Origin of the sequence: Bacillus sp. RE35 (assembly GCF_052146655.1) — a bacterium.
Lineage (GTDB): Bacteria > Bacillota > Bacilli > Bacillales > Bacillaceae_G > Bacillus_A > Bacillus_A cereus.
Map to the genome: position 1 here is coordinate 3,223,930 of NZ_CP197377.1, position 18,561 is coordinate 3,242,490.

Consider the following 18,561-nt stretch of genomic DNA (forward strand, 5'->3'; position numbering starts at 1 on the left):
GAATCTTTTTATTTTTCATATTCAAGGTGATTATGTCTTTTACAACCAAATAAATAGCAAGCCCCTATATAATCAGTTTCAAACTCTAATCCTGGAACGTATCCAGATTTGATACGTTCTACCATTGTTTTATAACAATTATTCTCTTCTGTATATTCCTCAATTAACTCTTTCTTATCATTTTCTGTCCAGTTTTCTTCTACTTCTTCATTCTGAACATCTTCTATTTCTGCTGTTTTCGCTTCGATACATTCCCGTATAACTTCATTTATACGGGAGAAATTATTCGTTTTATATAGAGCATACACAAATCTACCAATCCAATTAGGACTTTTCCAGCATTCTTTATATCCCTTTTCGAACCATTCAATTGCTTCTTTATAGCAATTCAACTCAACATATAAATCTGCTACATTAATTTCCCCTAAAAAATTATCAGATTCCCTGTTAAAAGTATCTAACTTCTCTTTTGCTTCTGTCGTTCGTTCTAAATCAATTAAACATTTTACATAGCTATACATGATATAGTCCGAATCCCCTGCAACTCGCAAGAAAAAGTCTGAAGCTTTTTCCAGCTCTCCAAGGTTATAATGCGCTACAGCTACATTATGATATGCTTCATCTGATGGTTGAATCGAAATAGACTTTTGTAATGCTTCTTTCGCTTCTGTCCATTTTTCTTGTTTCATGTAAATGTCCCCTAAGATGTTATAAGGAAAGTATGAAGAAGGATTAAACTTAACAACTTCTCTTATTAATTCAAGAGCTTTATCATCATTCTCTTCCTCATAAAAGTACATCCAAGCCAGATTATTGAGAGATTGTACGTCTCTAGATTCATGTACTGCTTGTTGAAACAGTTCCATTGCTTCCTCATATTTATTTTGTTCAAACATTTCAATTGCCTTCTCATTAATGTTCAAATAACTACCTCCGAAGTAAATGAATTCATCTATTCCCTATCATTATTGTAAAATGTAAAAATTATAATTTCTATAAAAAAATTTCTTTCTCTCGCCTACATTTCGATTGAAATAGAAGCTAAAACATACGAATTTACAAAAATCAGTAAATTTTTCATTCTCCCTTAAATTGGATATACCTCCTGTTTCATTTTACATATTATGGTACAATTAAGAGGGTACTAACTAAACATTTACGCTCCGCACTAGTAATCTAGCAATACAAAAATCAAAAATCACATGGAATTGAGGGATGTTATGAAACAGAAATTAGCTGTTCTTCTATTCACTGGAATCATATTATCAGGATGTTCAACTATAGCAGAGAATTCTTTAGAAAGCGGGAAAGGCAGTATGGAATTATTAACACCAACGATTACAGCAAAAGACAATGAATTAGAAATTAAAACTAAAGGCATTGATGAAAATAAAGTAACTTTTATTTATGTTGCTAATAAAAAAGTGTTGGAACAAAAACTAAAAAATGGTGAATCCTACAAACTTAACATTAAAGATATCGAACACGCTCATAGGACGGACTACAAACCAAAAGTTCAACTTTTACAAACGAAAGACGATGATGATGATGGAGAAATAGTAACCTTCAAACAAGTTAGATATACAGTTAAAAACTGATTTTAAAGTTGTTTCATTATAAATGTAACAAAAGAAAATATACTTTTAACAGTAGATAAATGTAGGGGGTGCTAACATGAAAAAACGATGGATTTCTTGGTGGATTGGTAACATATTTTGGATTATCGTTTTTGGAATATGGGCCGCTATTATTTGGCTACGAGATGTTGATGGTGCTGGTGTTATTCAAACACCTGAAATTAAATCAATATCACTTATCGTTTTATTAATCACGTTTATCATACCGGTATTTTTTCAAATTATATGGCTAATCATTAATTTGAGAATGAGTAAAAAACATAATTATACGATTTAGTTTTTTTGAATTAACAGATGAATATTTTTCATAAAAAAAGAGAGGAATCTACATCAAAATAGATTCCTCCCTTTTACATTTAGACTTATACTGCGCTTTTAATGCATCACTATTCCTCTTTTTTACGATGCATGTTCATCTTTCTTCTTCATTAACGCTCTTTTCTTCATCGCCTTCGTTAAATATCCACCCTTAAACGAGCGAATTTCATACGAAGACATAAACGCTTTCGGTGCAATTTCATTAATGATTTCTAAAAGCTCTTTCTCTCTAGAACGCTTTGCGACGATATCTAAGCGATAACGTATAGAATTAATACCTTCGCCTTCAAATACTGTAACGCCAAATCCAGAGTGACGTAACTCATCTACTAATTCATTACAACGGTCTAGTAAACTAACTTGATACGTAATATAACCAATTGCTAATTTATTCTCTATATAACCGCCTAATAACAGTCCCGCACTAAAGCCAATGACATAGGCAACGATGTTCATCCAATTTGATAAATCTTGAAACACAATACCTAAACTGACAATGTAAATAGCTCCTTCTAACAATCCAACACCAGCAGCGGATCTTGTTTGATTCTTTACAAGCAAAATCGTACGGATTGTTAATATTGGAACGTAAATAATTTGAAGCACAAAAATAAGTAGCGCTTGTAACATTGGTATCCACCTCTTTCAAAAAGTCTTTTGTCATAATAACATACATAACCTTTAGAAATCGATGGGTTTTTTAAAATTTTTTTATTATTTTTCATACTATTGAAAAACACAAAAAAGAAGCGTATTATATTTGTCATTAATTTGATTACTTGTATCATATCGCTAAACTAAAAAAGGAACCTGATTAGGTCCTTTTCATCATAGCTCTATATTTTTCGAAGCATGTTCTCTTTGCTTCTCTTCTTCTTTCACTAACTGCATATTTGCGTACGCTAAATTTGCAATCATTAAAAAGTGACCACCTAAAATACCTGTACCGAATGCCCACATTTCCATTTCATGCTCAATTTCATACATGATGATAGCTCCTAAAATAGCAGCTGCAAATCGGTTTAAAACTCCTAATCCAGGAGCCTTTTCCTTCATTACGATACTTTTCCCGAGTTTCTCCACTCTGCGAGCTAATAACCAAAGACAATAAGCACTTACTGCTAATCCAATACCGAACCCTGTCACTTGTTTTCCAAACGGAGTAATCGTCCACATAAGTAGTAAACCACTAAAGATCACATACAATTGTAATCGATATACACGTAAGGCTTCTTGAATCAAAATATCCGCTCCTAAGTTCTCATTTTTTGTACTTTAGAAGAAAAGCAGCAACTTACACAGTTGCTGCTTTCTCTTCTTCTTGTTCTTGTTCCATCTTACGAATTTCAACACGTTTAATTTGGTAAGCGTCTTTTTCTAACACTTTAAATTCATAACCTTCCGCCTCAACGTGTTGTCCTTCTTCGATTTCATGATTTTGCATCATAATCCATCCACCGATTGTATCCACATCATCTTCTTCGATGTGTAATCCAAATAAATCTTTCACTTCTGAGATAAGCACTTTTCCATCAACAATAATATGTTGCTCGTTCACATGTTGAATTGGTGGTGCTTCATCTTCATCATATTCGTCACGAATTTCGCCGACGATTTCCTCCAAGATATCTTCAAGCGTTACAATTCCAGCTGTTCCTCCGTACTCATCATATAAAACAGCCATCGGAATTCGCTTCTTCTGCATTTGAAGTAATAAATCGTGAATTGGAGTCGTTTCCATCACTTCAATAATCGGACGCATATACGAGCGAATAGATGATAAATCTTTTTGATCCTCGGTCATATATCGAATAAAGAAATCTTTTACGTTGACCATACCGATAATATCATCTTTATCTTCTCCAAAAATCGGATAACGTGTGTATCGCTCATTTTGGATTACTTTCATGTGTTCTTCTACTGAATCTTCCAGGTAGAAACCAACGATTTCTGTTCGCGGTACCATAATCTCTTTTGCAATACGATTATCAAATTCAAAAATGTTATTTACATACTTGTATTCAGCTTGATTAATTTCGCCACTTTCATAGCTATCTGAAAGGATAAGACGTAATTCTTCTTCTGTATGAGCTACTTCATGTTCTGAAGCTGGCTTTAAACCAAATAAACCAGTTATCACACGAGCTGAACCGTTCAATACCCAAATAAATGGATACATTACTTTATAGAACATCATTAATGGACCTGCCAATAATAACGTTACCCTTTCAGCCTTTTGAATTGCCATCGTTTTTGGAGCTAATTCTCCTACTACAACGTGTAAATACGTCATAATCATAAAAGCAAGACCAAATGTTAATACTGATGAAATAGAAGGATTTAAGTTCCATTTCTCAAATAACGGGTGTAATAACTTTTCAATTGTCGGTTCACCTAACCAACCTAATCCCATAGCTGTAACTGTAATACCTAATTGACAAGCAGATAAATATTCATCTAAATTTGTTGTTACCTTTTTCGCTGCTAAAGCACCGCGTTTTCCTTCCGCAACAAGCTGATCGATACGGCTTGAACGTATCTTTACAATCGCAAACTCTGCTGCTACGAAAAATCCAGTAAATGCGATTAAAATCGCAACCATGACTAAATTAAATATTTCCAATGAATCCCCTTAGTTAAAAAACTAAGGTGTCCACCTCCTGTATACTATAATGTTTTCTTATTTGTTTGTTAGAAAACATAGCCCGATACAAAAATTAAAGAGGTCGGATTTCACTTATTCTATAATAATAGAGCAAGTGTCTGTATTAAAGCTGTCGTTTGACCTGATAAAGATTTCGATATTTTTTCACGTTGTGAATCAGTCAATTCATCTAAAAGCGGTTTTAACTCAGTAAGCTCCACTTCTAATCGATGAATATGGTCTGTCACTTCATTCACTTGTTTCGAAACGTGTTCATTGATACCGAGCAGCTTCTTCTTCTCCTCGATTTTCTCTTTAATCTCACAAAGCGGCATATGCATTTCTTTGCACTTCTCAATAAATTGTAATGTCTCAAATGCTGTTTCGTCGTAATAGCGATAATTAGATTGAGATCGCTCCGCTTTTAAGATACCTAGATTCGTATAATAATCAATCGTTCGTTTCGACACGTGAGCCATGAGAGCCAACTGTCCGATTCGATACACCTTCCCAACGATCTTCCCCCCTTGTTTATATTACTTACATCATACAATACATAAACTGTACAGTCAAACGTGACGGTTTATTATTCACAATTTATACAAAATTCCAATCTCCTCCTATGATGATTCAATACGAGTAATCTACACTTATACAATAAAATTACTAAACTACTACCTAATCACTACATTATCTGCCACTTTTAACCTTTCTTATTTAAAAGCATATCCTACTAATAATGATTGCTTGTATAGGAGGGAATTAATATGAAAAAGACAATCATTTCTCATTTTTATAATGAAGAATACCTACTTCCATGGTGGCTTATGCATCACACGAAAATATTCGATCACGGCATTTTAATTAATAGAGGGTCTACAGATCGTTCCGTAGAGATTTGTAAACTATTAGCACCCCACTGGGAAGTACGAAATTCAAGATTTCTTGAGTTTGATCCAACTAATACTGATATTGAAGTGATGGAAATTGAAAGAGAAGTTTCAGGTTGGAAAATCGTTTTAAATACTACTGAATTCTTTTGTTGTAATAATACTGAAGAATTTTTTTCATCTCTTCATACACTAGGCCAAAACATGTATGCGATTAGAATGATTTTAATGATAGATAATCATAATTATAATTATTCAAAGCCTAGATATTCTATCCCCTTAGTAGAACAGCGATACCACGGTGTCTTCCCTTATAACCCAAATCTCGGATGTGCTTGGAGATTTATTCACAATCATCTAGACGGTGCATATTTACCTGGTAGACATCATTCGCGGCACGGATATATAATTTATGACTATCCTTCATTTATTTTAAAATTTTATTTTAGCCCTTGGAATGAACAATCAAAGGCAAGAAAATTACAAATTACACCTACCCTTTCAAAAAGGGGTGTTCAAATGGGACTTCAAACACATTACGGTCAATCTCCTGAAATACTGGACATACGTTTTTTAGAGCTTAGTAACCTAACACAAGACCTCCGTCATAACCCTGAATATCAAGAATTATTTCCAAAATTCAAACCGTAATATTTTCTGCATCGTCATCACCTCAAACATTTTCATTCACTTAATCAAAAACAATCTCATTTGCATAAAACATGAATACTGTATAAATAATAAATTTTTATTTTAGGAGGAAAAAATGAAAGCTGTTATTCTTGCTGGTGGGTACGGTACAAGAATTGGGGAAGAAACACATTTAAAACCGAAACCTATGATTGAAATTGGAACAAAACCCATTCTATGGCACATTATGAGTTTGTATAGTCATTACGGGATTACTGAGTTTATTATTTGCTTAGGCTATAAAGGATATGCAATTAAAGAGTTCTTTCTAAATTACAACTTACACATGTCTGATTTCACAATACAGTTAAACGATAATACAATTACTAGCCATTCTCATCGTGTAGAACCATGGAAAGTTACACTAATCGATACTGGTGTAAATACCGAAACGGGTGGCCGAGTGAAAAAGATTCAAAATTATGTCGGAGACGAACCTTTCTGCCTCACTTATGGTGATGGATTAAGTAATGTAAATATAAAAGAACTTATTACATTCCATAAAAAACATGGAAAAATGGCTACTGTTACTGCCGTACAACCTCCTGGTAGATTTGGTTCTCTCATATTAGATAAACAGTCTGTAACATCTTTTCAAGAAAAACCATTAGGTGATGGCGGATGGGTTAACGGTGGATTTTTCGTTTTAAATCCTGAAGTTTTCAATTACATTAGTGGAGATAAGTCTGTTTTTGAAACAGACACTTTAGTTCAGTTAGTAAACAAAAATGAATTGGCCGCATATCAACATTCTGGTTTTTGGCATCCGATGGATACATTGCGCGATAAAAATAAATTAGTCGAGCTATGGGAAAGTAATAACGCTCCATGGAAGGTTTGGTAATATGGCTTCATCATCTTTTTGGAATAAGAAAAAAGTATTTATTACGGGACATACTGGATTTAAAGGCTCATGGCTCACCCTTTTCTTAACTTCTTTAGGTGCAGAAGTAGTAGGCTTTTCTTCTCATCCCCCATCCATTCCTAACATTTTTGAACAAAGTAACGTAGCAAAAGAGTGCACGACAATGAAAGGCGATATTACAGATTACCATTCTTTATTTCATGCCATGAAGCAGCATAAACCTGACATAATATTTCATTTAGCAGCTCAACCAATCGTAACCGCTTCATACAAAAATCCTATCGATACATTCAAAACGAATGTTCTAGGTACTGTCCACGTGCTAGAAGCAGCAAAGTCCGTCGAAAGCGTACGTGCCATTATTAATGTGACAAGCGATAAATGTTATGAGAATGACGGTAGTGGCGACCGAGCGTTCGTGGAAAATGACCGACTAGGAGGTTTCGATCCTTATAGCGCTAGTAAAGCTTGCGCTGAAATAGCGGCAACATCCTATCAAAAATCATTCTTCCGCACTAATACCCAGAAACTCGCCTCAGTCAGAGCTGGTAACGTCATCGGCGGTGGTGATTGGGCAGAAGACCGATTATTCCCTGATATCATTCGGGCATATTTGCACAATCATACTTTGTGTATTCGAAACAAATATGCCGTCCGTCCGTGGCAACATGTTTTAGATCCTCTACATGGCTATATCCTTTTAGCTGAGAAACTTTGGAATGATGCTAAATATGCAGAAGCGTGGAATTTCGGCCCAATGAATGAACCTAACAGAACCGTTCATGATGTCATTGAATCTGTAATAAAATTATGGAATAACCCACTAACAATCATTTCCTCCTCTACAAATACTCCTTATGAATCACCTGTTTTAACACTCGATAGTACAAAAGCAGTAAACAAACTCGGCTGGACTCCTAAGTTATCAACAGATGATGCTATCGCTTGGACTGTTGATTGGTACAAAAAATATGCATCTGGTGAAAATATAGAATCTTTCACACGACAACAAATCGATGCATTCAAAAATTTATAAGGAGGCTATAAAATGGAACAGAAAAAATGCCGTTTTTGCCACTCATTACTAACCAACACTTTTTTAGATTTGGGCGTTTCCCCTCTTGCTAATTCATTTGTAGCTCCTGAAAGCTCATATAAAATGGAACCTTTTTATCCGCTGCACACATTTGTTTGTAACTCTTGTTTACTCGTACAGCTAGATGAATTTGAATCCCCACAAAATATTTTTCATAACTATTTATACTTCAGCTCTTACTCCTCAAGTTGGCTACTACACGCTAAACAATACGTAGAAATGGCGATTAAGCGTTTCAACTTAACGAAACATTCAAAAGTGATTGAAATCGCAAGTAACGATGGGTACTTATTACAATACTTTAAAAAAGAAAATATCGAGACATTGGGAATTGAACCCGCGAAAAACGTAGCAGAAATTGCTATCAAAAAAGGAATTCCTACTCATGTAAATTTTTTCAGTAATGACTTAGCAAAAAAATTGCCACAAGCTGATTTAATCGTCGCAAATAACGTATTAGCACACGTTCCGAACTTGCATGATTTTGTCGCTGGTTTAAAAACACTATTAAAACGTGATGGCACGATAACAATTGAATTCCCACACTTATTAAACCTTATATCCTTTAACCAATTTGATACCATCTACCATGAACACTTCTCCTACTTCTCACTTATAAGCCTTCAAAAAGTTTTAAGTTATCATCATTTAAAAATTATTGATGTAGAAGAACTTTCAACGCATGGTGGTTCCTTACGGATTTTTGTAAACCATCTAAGTGCCCAATCAACTATCCATTCCAATGTTACAAAATTAATTCAAAAAGAAGTCGATCATGGGTTAGATACTTTAGATTACTATCTCCTTTTTTCTAAACGCATCGAACAATTGAAAATAAATATTTTAAAGTTTTTTATTGAAGCGAAAGTTTTAAACAAACAAATTATCGGTTACGGTGCTCCAGCTAAAGGAAACACCCTTTTGAATTATTGCGGGATAGGTAAAGAATTTCTAGCTTATACAGTAGATAAAAATCCTCACAAACAAAATCTCCTTTTACCAGGAACTCGTATTCCAGTAAAATCTCCAGCAGAAATTAAACGTACAAAACCGGATTACATTTTCATACTTCCTTGGAATTTGAAAGACGAAATTATGAAAGAATGCTCTTTCATTCGTGAATGGGGCGGTAAATTTTTAGTGACGGTTCCAGAAGTTGAGGTGATCGAGCCATGAAGAAAGTTGTTGTAACAGGTGGTAGTGGCTGGATAGGTAAATATGTTGTACATTCACTTATACAAAAGGGATATGAAGTGCACGCCACGTATAATAAAAATAACCCCTCTCACCTCTCTTGCCATTGGCATAAAGTAAACTTGCTTCGCGATGACGAAGTAAAACAATTCATTTCGGATGTTCAGCCTAGCCATCTCATTCACCTTGCTTGGGAAGCAGTGCCACCAGCATGCTATGTATCTATTAATAATTACTATTGGCTAAAGTCTAGTATTTCATTGATTCAACACTTCACAACATGCGGCGGAAAGCGTGTTGTCGTTGCAGGTACTGGCGCAGAGTACGAATGGTTTAACGGCGTATTATTTGAAGATTCATCGCTCCTTTCCTATAAAACCCCGTATTCTTTATGTAAAAATGCACTGCACTCCTGGCTAGAAACGTATGCACAACAAACAGGCCTCAGCATGTGTTGGGGCCGCATTTTTCATATGTATGGACCTCACGAACAAGGTAATCGGCTCGTTTCTAACATTATCACTTCCTTATTAAAAAATGAGGAAGCACTATGTACACATGGAAAACAATCGAGAGATTTCCTCCATGTGAGTGACGTCGCTGACGCTCTCGTAACAGTATTAGAACATGGCGTTACAGGCACCATCAATATCGCTTCAGGTCAATCTGTACAAATTAAAGAACTAGCTTCTATCATCGCTAAAAAGATAGGAAAAGAACATTTAATTAAACTAGACGCGATTCCTTTCTCTAAGGATGAACCTTTATTCGTCGGCGTTAGTGTAGAACGTTTAAAAACTGAAGTAAACTGGAAACCAACATACGATTTAAATACAGGAATAGAAGAAACAATTTTATGGTGGGAATCATTTATACAAAAACATAACGATATACGTCACTAAAACGTAAATCCTTCGTTCCTCTCGCTAATTCCTTATACCATTCTTCTAATCTTTCCGGCGTAATAATATGGTGCGTCCCCATTCCCCCATGCTTACTAGCTTCAGAAAGAGTCGGACCAATTTGTAACTTTCTCTTTCTCATCACATCGTTCCACGGACTAAATCCAAACCATAATATACAAGCAAGAGGTGGATAAATCATCGATTCATGCGCAGATAAATGTCTTCCAACCGTATAACTTCCATGCTCATGATTATGAATAAATCTACCTCTTCTCCATAACGGCCAATCTTCTGGTAAATAACCATGAAATCGCTGTTTCATTAAAGGTATTCCAAAGTTAAGGTCAGGATAGTTGTAGTTAGGATCATCAACCATAATAAGCCCGTCCAGCCAATACATCCTCCCCCCCAATTCATTTAGCGATTTCCAAAACTGATTTTTATCTTGCACGCAAAGAAACTCAGTCGTATTTAAAATCATTTTCCATCCTTGTACTTCTTGTTCTATCCTCATCACTTCATGATCTGTCGCATATGCATCAAACTCTGGATTTACAGAATCTCGCACCTCCCAATGCGGTGCGAATTTTTTACAAATCTCAACGGAACGATCTGTTGAACCTTTATTAATTAAAATACCATGATCAAAAAGTTTCGTATGATGCATAAGCCACCATGGCAATAAATACTCTTCATTGTAAAAATGTGAAATAACGGTTGTAGTTATAATAATCTCCTCCTCTTTCTCTATTAATCTACTTTTTATCCTACAACCAATATACTCATAAGCAAAAATATGTTTCCTAATTATTGATCAAATATTATTATTAATATTTTTGTAAGTTTTCCTTTGGTACCCAGCCCTTCTCACCATCTCTTCCTTCGCACCAAACCCATTCATTCAATTCTTCTAATCCGATCAATCTTTCTCCAATATTCACATTTAATTCTTTCGCAGTATATTGTTTTATAATAATTCCTGTTCCATTCATATCTTTTCTTATAATTTGCTCCGGAACCCATCCTTTCCGGTTATACTTCTCTTCGTGACAAAACATCCAGTTTTCCCAGTTTTCCGGACCAGCGTAACTCTCTATCATTTTCACTACATCCCCCTCTTCTAAGCGAATTGGATTAGGATAATTGCTAACATGTGATTTTATAACGATATATTTCATAACAACCTCCAATAATCAGAAAATTAAGTTATAATATCATTATAACTTAAAGAGGAGGAATGCACTCATGTACTACAACACTTCATTCGAAAACGATCAACCTGTAGGCCGTCTATAAACTAAGACGGGCTTATAACACATACACTATGCCTCGTCTTAGGGAACTCATATTACCCTAAAAATAGACGGAGGTACTTCAAATGAAACAAACAATTTTAGGAGCTATATGCTTATCACTAGCAGCAAGTATATGGGGCGGTATGTATGTTGTTAGCAAATACGTACTCGATTTCATTCCACCACTAACACTCGTTTGGCTACGCTTTATTATCGCTTTTGTTGTTTTATATGGCATTTTGAAACTAGCTGAGAAAAAGCAAAAGAAAAAAGTAACCATTCGCAAAAAAGATTGGCTCCTATTCGCTTGGATTGGATTTATCGGCTATTTCATTTCGATCACATGCCAATTTATCGGAACAAAATTATCCGACGCTCATACAGGCTCGTTAGTTACATCAGCTACACCTGCATTTATGGTTATATTTGCAGCGCTCATTTTGAAAGAAAAACTAACTGCTCGTAGACTTTTATCTACTATAATAGCGACAATCGGTGTCATTATCGTAATCGGATGGGATATTGAAATTGGCTCCTATTTTATTGGAACAATCATTTTAGTTGGAGCCGCTATTACGTGGGCTTTACTATCTATTTATGTAAAAATCGCTTCAATCCAATTTTCATCCTTAGTTATTACAACGTACGCAATTTTCTTTTCACTCTTTTTTATTACACCTTTTATGATATGGGAGCTACAAGCGGCCTCTATCGGAACAGTAAATACGTACGTAATATTAGGCGTATTATACTTAGGAATCGTCTCAACAGCAGGTGCCTTTTTCCTTTGGAATAAAGGATTAGAATTACTGGATGCAAGCATAGGTTCCTTATTTTTCTTCTTCCAACCTATCGTTGGATCGTTACTTGGTTGGCTCTTATTAAATGAAACATTAAATAGTAACTTTTTTATTGGTGGTATTCTTATTATATGTAGCGTTTTAATTACTACTTTTGAAAAGAAATAAAAAGCAGGCAGAGATTCTTAGTCTCTGCCTGTTCGCATTATTGGATCTTGGTCGTGAAAACCAATACAAATCGGTATATTATTTTGCACTTCACTACGTACACTTATAAAACTACACAGCGTTTTAGCAATTAAATATAAAGTGATACCAATTGCTTTTTCACTTGCGTCAAAGCCATTTTCATTATACATATCCGCTAATTCTACAGACTCCGGTCCCTCAACATCATATGTCCATTCAGAAGCCCAATCATCATCCTCTTCTTCAAGTGGAGCATACTCCTCACAAATATAAAACTGACTAGTCCACTCGTTATCAAGGTCATACTCAAAATAAATCGCTTTTGCTTCTTCATTAGTAGCCATTTCTACAGCTGCATCCAAACCTACTCGAATACTTACCTTATATGACTCTACATCAATTACTTTAATTCGTTCTGCATATTCTGTAGACGCCAACATGCAACAAATATCATAATACTTCGCTTCTATTTGCTCTACTGCTAACGAAAAGACATCCTCTTGCATCTCTTCTAAATACTGAAATATATCCACACTAAACACTCCTCACTCTTTACGCACTCCAATGCGATGGACGAGACAATAATTTCGGTAATTTCGTATGTTTGTCCCCTCTAGCAGCATTAACTTGAACTTGCGTCAGAAAAATACTATTAGTAAAATCAGCCCCGCGAATATCTGCATCTCGCAAATCTGCTCCGATGAGATCTGCTCCTCTTAAATCTGCACCATTTAAGTTAGCCGCAATTAAGTAAGCTCCTCTTAAATTTGCACCTTGTAAATTTTTCTTTTTCAGATTCGCTCCCATAAGGTCTGCTCCGCGGTGAATGATTCGTTTCTTACGCGAAGTATTCATTTCCTTCCATACTAATTCGCTCGTTTCTAAAAGAAGAATGTTCACCTCTGCCCTATGCATTGGAACATTTATTTTCATTAACTCATCTGGATTTAAATTCGAAAGTCGCTCTGTCTCCTCAATTGCGGTCTCCAGCTCTTTATGAATTGGCTGTGTTGCCTTTAAAAGAATCGCTTCATTCAAATACCAAAGCATTTCATGAAGTTGATGCATAACCGGAAAAGCATCGTACATTTTTCTTGCATGCTTTGCATCTTCCCTCCAATCAATCCCTTTAAACGTACCCTGAGAAATCTTCTGCCCAGCACCGAAACATTCAAATACTGTACAACCTTTATAACCTTTTCCTCTAAGATTTTTATGTATACTACATTTAAAATCTGATTGTAAGTTGGAACATGGTTTACCACCATCTTTATTCACTGCAAAATCTACCGATGCTGCAAACGGTAATGCAACGCAACATAGACCGAAGCATTTTTCGCAGTTTGCTTTTAAATGATCGTTATGATTAGTCAAAATCTATACCCCCTGTTGTCTTTTGACTATTTCATAATATTCCAACTGTAATAAATAATCAATTTTAAAATAAACCAGCATCTTTCGTTTCAATTCATAACTTTATCATTCGATTTCCTTTCAATTGAAAAGGACTATTTCTATTTAATGAATTATAATTAAATTATAAATTTTCTAACTAAAAAGGAGACTTATTATGGCACTAGAAATGAAAACAAACTGTCAAATTTGCGATCAATCGCTCGAACAAAATTCTGAAGCATACATTTGTGTATATGAATGTACATTTTGCGCACCATGTACAGAAGAAAGACATAACGTTTGTCCAAACTGCGGCGGCGAATTAGTACGTAGGCCGAAAAAGAAACAATAAAAAGCAAAGCGATATCGCTTTGCTTTTGTTTAGGCATCTGAAATTATATATTTAAAACTTCACACAAACAGGCTCTGGCACAGCAACATCAGATTGTAAAAGTGTTAACTTACCTGTAGATTCATCTCTTGAAAATAACACAAGATTATGTGACTTTTCATTTGTAGCAACAAGGAACTTTTCAGTAGGATCTAATACAAAGTCTCTTGGCCAATTTCCTTCTGTAGATGTGTGTTCAACAAATGTAAGCTGACCTGAATTTTGATCTACTCTATAAACAGCGATACTATTATGACCACGATTACCTGCATATACAAAACGGCCGTCAGAAGAAATATGAATCGCACTTCCTTGATTATTTTCATCAAACTCTTCTGGAACAGTAGAAATATACTGTAATTCTGTAAAGGATCCTTCTGCAGGATTATAGGTTAACACAATAACCTCTGAACTAAGCTCCGTCATCACATATGCATACTTTCCATTCGGATGAAAAGTAATATGTCTTGGACCACTTCCTGGATTTACAGATAAACGATTCACTTCTGTTAATGTACTATCTTTTACTTCATACGTAATTATTTTATCTATCCCTAAATCAACGCCCACTACATATTTTTCATCAGGAGTGTACCCCGCGTAATGTGCATGTGGTTTTTCTTGTCTTTCTTTATTCGGACCTGAACCTTCATGTGCCATAATAGATGAAGCAGGATTTACAGTTCCATTTTCTTCATTTATTTCAAAAGACTCAATCGTTCCTTTATGGTAATTCGCTGTAACTACTGTATGATTTCCACTATCAACACTAATATGACAAGGAGAAGCACCTTCTACTACTTGTCTATTTTTCGCTTTTAGTTCTCCAGTATGACTATCAATGGAATACGCAGCTACACCGCCAGATTCGCCTTCCTTAACAACGGAATAGAGATATTCATTATTTCGGTTAATCGTTACATATGTAGGGTTATCCAGCTTAGCGGCAAGTGTTACATTACTAATTTTTTTTGCTTCTACATCTAGCGTAAATTTATATATTCCTTCGCTATTTTCTTTCGTGTAAGTTCCAACATATCCAATAAACTCTTTGTTATCCTTCATTTTCATAACCCTCTCTCCCTATATTTTTCGTTCATCATGCTTCTTAAAATATTTTATGTTGAAAGAGTATCCTAAAAAATCGGAGTACCTCTTTATACGTTACCATATTTTCTTGGTAAATAGCTTTTAAACCCACTTTTTTTGATACGCTGCTATACTTTCATATTCTTCTTCCAATTGACGGGACAGACGGATATAGATTGGCGTTAAATCTTTATATTTTTCCACACTTTCCATGTTTGGCTCATGATGGAAATCTGCACCTACCATTTCAGAAACTACATGCAACGTATCTACTTCACCTAAACTATATAAACCGAGGATTGCAGCTCCTAAGCAAGAGCTTTCGAAACTTTCCGGAACATATACGTCTTGATGGAAGATGTCCGCCATCATCTGTCTCCAAAGTTCCGACCTTGCAAAGCCGCCTGTCGCTTGAATTTTTTTCGGTTCGCCAATTAACTCTTTTAAAGCGAGAAGAACCGTATATAAATTATAAATTACTCCTTCTAAAACAGCACGGATAAGATGTTCTTTCTTATGATGCAATCCGAGTCCAAAGAAAGATCCTCGTGCATTTGCATTCCATAAAGGAGCTCTTTCCCCTGCTAAATACGGGTGAAACAATAAACCGTCAGATCCAGGATTCACTTTTGCTGCTATTTCAGTAAGTACTTCATATGGATCTTTCCCTAAACGCTTTGCAAGCTCAATCTCTGAAGTACCCAATTGGTCACGAGCCCATCTGAAAATCATACCGCCATTATTAACTGGTCCACCGATTACCCAATGGTCTTCAGTTAACGCATAACAAAAAATTCTACCTTTTGGATCTGTTACAGGACGATTTGTTACAGCACGTATCGCACCGCTTGTACCAATTGTAACAGCCACAACGCCAGGATCTATTGCATTTACACCTAAATTAGATAGTACTCCATCACTCGCTCCTACTACAAAAGGCGTAGAAACAAGTACATTCATCTCTTTGGCAAGCTCTTCATCTAATCCTGTTAAACTGTGCGTTGTTGGAACAAGTTTAGAAAGCTTTTCATCTGTAATTCCCGCAACATGTAAAGCCTCTTCATCCCATTTTAAAGATTTCAAATTAAACATCCCTGTTGCTGACGCTATAGAATAATCAATTACATACTCTTTATATAACTTGTAAAAAACATATTCTTTAATAGAAATGAATTTATAACTTTTTGCGAATAACTCTGTCTGCTCATTCTGTAACCAAACTAATTTCGAAAGTGGTGACATCGGATGAATTGGTGTCCCAGTACGAAGGTAAATTTCATGACCATTCATATCATTCTTTATTTTCTCCGCCCAGCTTGCACTTCTATTATCTGCCCAAGTGATACATCTCGTTAACGGCTCTCCCTTTTCATCTACGGCAATGATACTATGCATTGCCGAACTAAAAGAGACACAAAGAATATCACTTGGCTGTACACTACTTAATCGTACAGTTTCTTTAATCGTATTTATTACTGCACGAAAAATTTCTTCTGGGTCTTGTTCCGCTGTTTCAGGCGTAGGAGAATATAAAGGATATTCAATTCCATGACTAGCAATAACAGATCCATCAGTAGAAAATAGAACTGATTTTGTACTAGTTGTCCCAATGTCTACACCAATCATATATTTTGAGCTCACCATTTCTTCCTCCTAACAAAAAATTGTTACAGTATCCCACCATAAAAATACATTCCTTTTATCTATTGATAACGTTGTATGCCACAATTATCTAAATAGAAACATCTTTATCTTAAACAAACATATCGAGTAGTAAAACTCCTCCAAAAGCGATAAATGAAAGTAACGTTTCTAATACTGTCCATGTTTTAAATGTTTCTTTCACTGTTAAACCTAGGTATTCTTTTACCATCCAAAAACCAGCATCGTTTACGTGTGAAAACATTAATGCTCCTGCACCTGTTGCAATAACGAGTAACTCTAAGTTCACACCTGTTGTATTTTCAACGATTGGCGAAACGATACCCGCTGCTGTTGTTAAAGCGACTGTCGCTGACCCTGTTGCAATTCGAATTAATCCTGCTACTATAAATGCTAATACAATTGGAGATAGTGCTAAATGCTCAGACATTTGAGCAATAGCATTGCCTACACCACTATCGATAAGAATTTGCTTAAATCCCCCGCCGGCACCAATAATCGCAACAATTGAACCGATTGGTAATAAGCTATCTTCTGTTACCTTCTTAATAGCCTTTTTATCGATACCTTGACGAAATCCAAGAAAATAAAACGCTGCAAAACATGCAATCAATAGTGCAATGATAGGACTACCGATTAATGTGACAGTCTTCATCAAAGTAGTAGAAAGAGGCACATAAGGAGCTGCTGCAGCTAAAACCATTAACATAACAGGTAACAAAATAACTAAAAATGAAACTCCTATTCCTGGTAATTTCGTTGATTTTGTATTTACACGAATCAATTCTGGCTCATTTTCAGGAATTACACGTTTGTGAATCCATTTCGCAAATATAGGACCTGCAATAATCGCTGCAAAAAATGTAATAATGAGTGAATACATTAGTACCTTCCCAAGATTCGCTTTATAAATACCAATTGCTACAATTGCCCCTGGATGCGGAGGAACAAGGCCGTGTACGACAGATAGCCCAGCAATTGCTGGTAATGCTATCAATAAAATATTTTGTTTCGTTGTTTTATGAATTGAAATTACTAACGGTAGTAATATTAAAATACCTACTTCAAAAAACACCGGGATTCCAATAATAAAACCTGCAATTAACATAGCCCATGGTAAGTTTTTTATCCCAAAGGATTTTATAAAGAACTCTGCCACCTGCATTCCAGCACCTGACTCTGCCATCATTTTCCCTAAAATTGTACCTAATACTAAAATACCTACTAAATGCCCGAGAACACTTCCAACTCCCGTTTCATAAGCACTCACTATTTTATCCATTGGCATTCCAGACATAATTGCTAAAAACAAACTTGCAATCGTTAAACTAATAAACGCATGCCATCTCCACCACGATACCCCTAAAATAACAATTACAATTGATAATAATGTAATAATTAAAAGGTACATATTCATACTCAATCCCCCTTTATGTAAACCCTTTCATAATTACTATATAATGAAAAGAACCTATATAGTTCTTACTTGAGTAAAAGATAC

21 protein-coding genes are annotated in these 18,561 nt (G+C 35.3%); 9 read left to right on the top strand and 12 right to left on the bottom strand.

Annotated features, from left to right (window positions below):
• Positions 1-8: 8 nt before the first annotated feature.
• Positions 9-923, bottom strand: a complete 915-nt coding sequence (locus ACTL4X_RS16575; RefSeq protein ID WP_001024458.1) for a tetratricopeptide repeat protein — start codon at positions 921-923, stop codon at positions 9-11.
• Positions 924-1,202: 279 nt separating this feature from the next.
• On the opposite strand from ACTL4X_RS16575, the gene ACTL4X_RS16580 reads away from it, so the two are divergent.
• Together ACTL4X_RS16580 and ACTL4X_RS16585 are read left to right on the top strand one after the other, a co-directional pair.
• Positions 1,203-1,598: a hypothetical protein gene (locus ACTL4X_RS16580; RefSeq protein ID WP_002041528.1), complete on the top strand. Its 396-nt coding sequence runs from the start codon at positions 1,203-1,205 to the stop codon at positions 1,596-1,598.
• A gap of 76 nt (positions 1,599-1,674) precedes the next feature.
• Positions 1,675-1,914, top strand: coding sequence for a DUF3923 family protein (locus ACTL4X_RS16585; protein WP_000747681.1), 240 nt, complete (start codon positions 1,675-1,677; stop codon positions 1,912-1,914).
• A gap of 122 nt (positions 1,915-2,036) precedes the next feature.
• On the opposite strand, the gene ACTL4X_RS16590 is transcribed toward ACTL4X_RS16585, so the two are convergent.
• The 4 genes from ACTL4X_RS16590 to ACTL4X_RS16605 all read right to left on the bottom strand — a co-directional run bounded on the left by ACTL4X_RS16590 (position 2,037) and on the right by ACTL4X_RS16605 (position 5,105).
• Positions 2,037-2,585 (bottom strand): DUF2179 domain-containing protein, encoded by a 549-nt coding sequence (locus ACTL4X_RS16590; RefSeq protein ID WP_000938438.1) that lies wholly within the window; start codon positions 2,583-2,585, stop codon positions 2,037-2,039.
• Positions 2,586-2,783: 198 nt separating this feature from the next.
• A complete protein-coding gene (locus ACTL4X_RS16595; RefSeq protein ID WP_000613876.1) occupies positions 2,784-3,197 on the bottom strand; it encodes an ATP synthase subunit I in 414 nt (137 codons plus the stop codon).
• Between the two features lie 52 nt (positions 3,198-3,249).
• A complete protein-coding gene (locus ACTL4X_RS16600) occupies positions 3,250-4,578 on the bottom strand; it encodes a hemolysin family protein (RefSeq protein ID WP_000402258.1) in 1,329 nt (442 codons plus the stop codon).
• A gap of 119 nt (positions 4,579-4,697) precedes the next feature.
• Positions 4,698-5,105 (bottom strand): MerR family transcriptional regulator, encoded by a 408-nt coding sequence (locus ACTL4X_RS16605; RefSeq protein WP_000285639.1) that lies wholly within the window; start codon positions 5,103-5,105, stop codon positions 4,698-4,700.
• Between the two features lie 261 nt (positions 5,106-5,366).
• Here ACTL4X_RS16605 and ACTL4X_RS16610 point away from each other — a divergent pair, with 261 nt between their 5' ends.
• The 5 genes from ACTL4X_RS16610 (at position 5,367) to ACTL4X_RS16630 (ending at position 10,236) form a co-directional block, all read left to right on the top strand.
• Complete coding sequence (locus tag ACTL4X_RS16610; RefSeq protein ID WP_078385654.1) at positions 5,367-6,140, top strand: glycosyltransferase family 2 protein; 774 nt, start codon at positions 5,367-5,369, stop codon at positions 6,138-6,140.
• Positions 6,141-6,255: 115 nt separating this feature from the next.
• The gene (gene rfbF / locus ACTL4X_RS16615) at positions 6,256-7,023 is read left to right on the top strand and encodes a glucose-1-phosphate cytidylyltransferase (RefSeq protein WP_000648807.1); all 768 of its coding nucleotides are present in this window, start codon (positions 6,256-6,258) and stop codon (positions 7,021-7,023) included.
• A gap of 1 nt (position 7,024) precedes the next feature.
• Positions 7,025-8,080: a CDP-glucose 4,6-dehydratase gene (gene rfbG, locus ACTL4X_RS16620; protein ID WP_078385653.1), complete on the top strand. Its 1,056-nt coding sequence runs from the start codon at positions 7,025-7,027 to the stop codon at positions 8,078-8,080.
• 12 nt (positions 8,081-8,092) lie between these two features.
• The gene (locus ACTL4X_RS16625; protein WP_000435778.1) at positions 8,093-9,316 is read left to right on the top strand and encodes a class I SAM-dependent methyltransferase; all 1,224 of its coding nucleotides are present in this window, start codon (positions 8,093-8,095) and stop codon (positions 9,314-9,316) included.
• The gene (locus tag ACTL4X_RS16630; RefSeq protein ID WP_142243890.1) at positions 9,313-10,236 is read left to right on the top strand and encodes an NAD-dependent epimerase/dehydratase family protein; all 924 of its coding nucleotides are present in this window, start codon (positions 9,313-9,315) and stop codon (positions 10,234-10,236) included. Before ACTL4X_RS16625 ends, ACTL4X_RS16630 begins: the two co-directional genes overlap by 4 nt.
• Here ACTL4X_RS16630 and ACTL4X_RS16635 read toward each other — a convergent pair.
• Positions 10,205-11,005: a glycosyltransferase family 2 protein gene (locus tag ACTL4X_RS16635; protein WP_075678122.1), complete on the bottom strand. Its 801-nt coding sequence runs from the start codon at positions 11,003-11,005 to the stop codon at positions 10,205-10,207. The genes ACTL4X_RS16630 and ACTL4X_RS16635 overlap by 32 nt on opposite strands.
• A 61-nt stretch (positions 11,006-11,066) precedes the next feature.
• Positions 11,067-11,417, bottom strand: a complete 351-nt coding sequence (locus ACTL4X_RS16640; protein ID WP_000875287.1) for an SH3 domain-containing protein — start codon at positions 11,415-11,417, stop codon at positions 11,067-11,069.
• Positions 11,418-11,617: 200 nt separating this feature from the next.
• Between ACTL4X_RS16640 and ACTL4X_RS16645 the strand changes: the two genes are divergently transcribed.
• Positions 11,618-12,502 carry a DMT family transporter gene (locus tag ACTL4X_RS16645; protein WP_000814733.1) on the top strand — a complete coding sequence of 295 codons (885 nt, stop codon included), beginning with the start codon at positions 11,618-11,620 and terminating at the stop codon, positions 12,500-12,502.
• A gap of 17 nt (positions 12,503-12,519) precedes the next feature.
• Here ACTL4X_RS16645 and ACTL4X_RS16650 read toward each other — a convergent pair whose 3' ends face one another.
• Complete coding sequence (locus ACTL4X_RS16650) at positions 12,520-13,056, bottom strand: hypothetical protein (protein WP_016124960.1); 537 nt, start codon at positions 13,054-13,056, stop codon at positions 12,520-12,522.
• Between the two features lie 19 nt (positions 13,057-13,075).
• Positions 13,076-13,897, bottom strand: coding sequence for a pentapeptide repeat-containing protein (locus ACTL4X_RS16655; RefSeq protein WP_000181424.1), 822 nt, complete (start codon positions 13,895-13,897; stop codon positions 13,076-13,078).
• Positions 13,898-14,093: 196 nt separating this feature from the next.
• Here ACTL4X_RS16655 and ACTL4X_RS16660 point away from each other — a divergent pair, with 196 nt between their 5' ends.
• Entirely contained in the window at positions 14,094-14,270 is a 177-nt protein-coding gene (locus tag ACTL4X_RS16660; RefSeq protein ID WP_001162793.1) for a DUF1272 domain-containing protein, read from the top strand.
• A gap of 51 nt (positions 14,271-14,321) precedes the next feature.
• Here the strand turns inward: ACTL4X_RS16660 and ACTL4X_RS16665 are convergent, their stop codons facing one another.
• From ACTL4X_RS16665 to gntP, 3 genes are all read right to left on the bottom strand, one after another.
• Complete coding sequence (locus ACTL4X_RS16665; protein WP_078385652.1) at positions 14,322-15,380, bottom strand: lactonase family protein; 1,059 nt, start codon at positions 15,378-15,380, stop codon at positions 14,322-14,324.
• 120 nt (positions 15,381-15,500) lie between these two features.
• Complete coding sequence (gntK, locus tag ACTL4X_RS16670) at positions 15,501-17,042, bottom strand: gluconokinase (RefSeq protein ID WP_078385651.1); 1,542 nt, start codon at positions 17,040-17,042, stop codon at positions 15,501-15,503.
• A 109-nt stretch (positions 17,043-17,151) separates the two neighbouring features.
• Positions 17,152-18,477, bottom strand: a complete 1,326-nt coding sequence (gene gntP, locus ACTL4X_RS16675; protein WP_001057599.1) for a gluconate permease GntP — start codon at positions 18,475-18,477, stop codon at positions 17,152-17,154.
• Between the last annotated feature and the right edge of the window lie 84 nt (positions 18,478-18,561).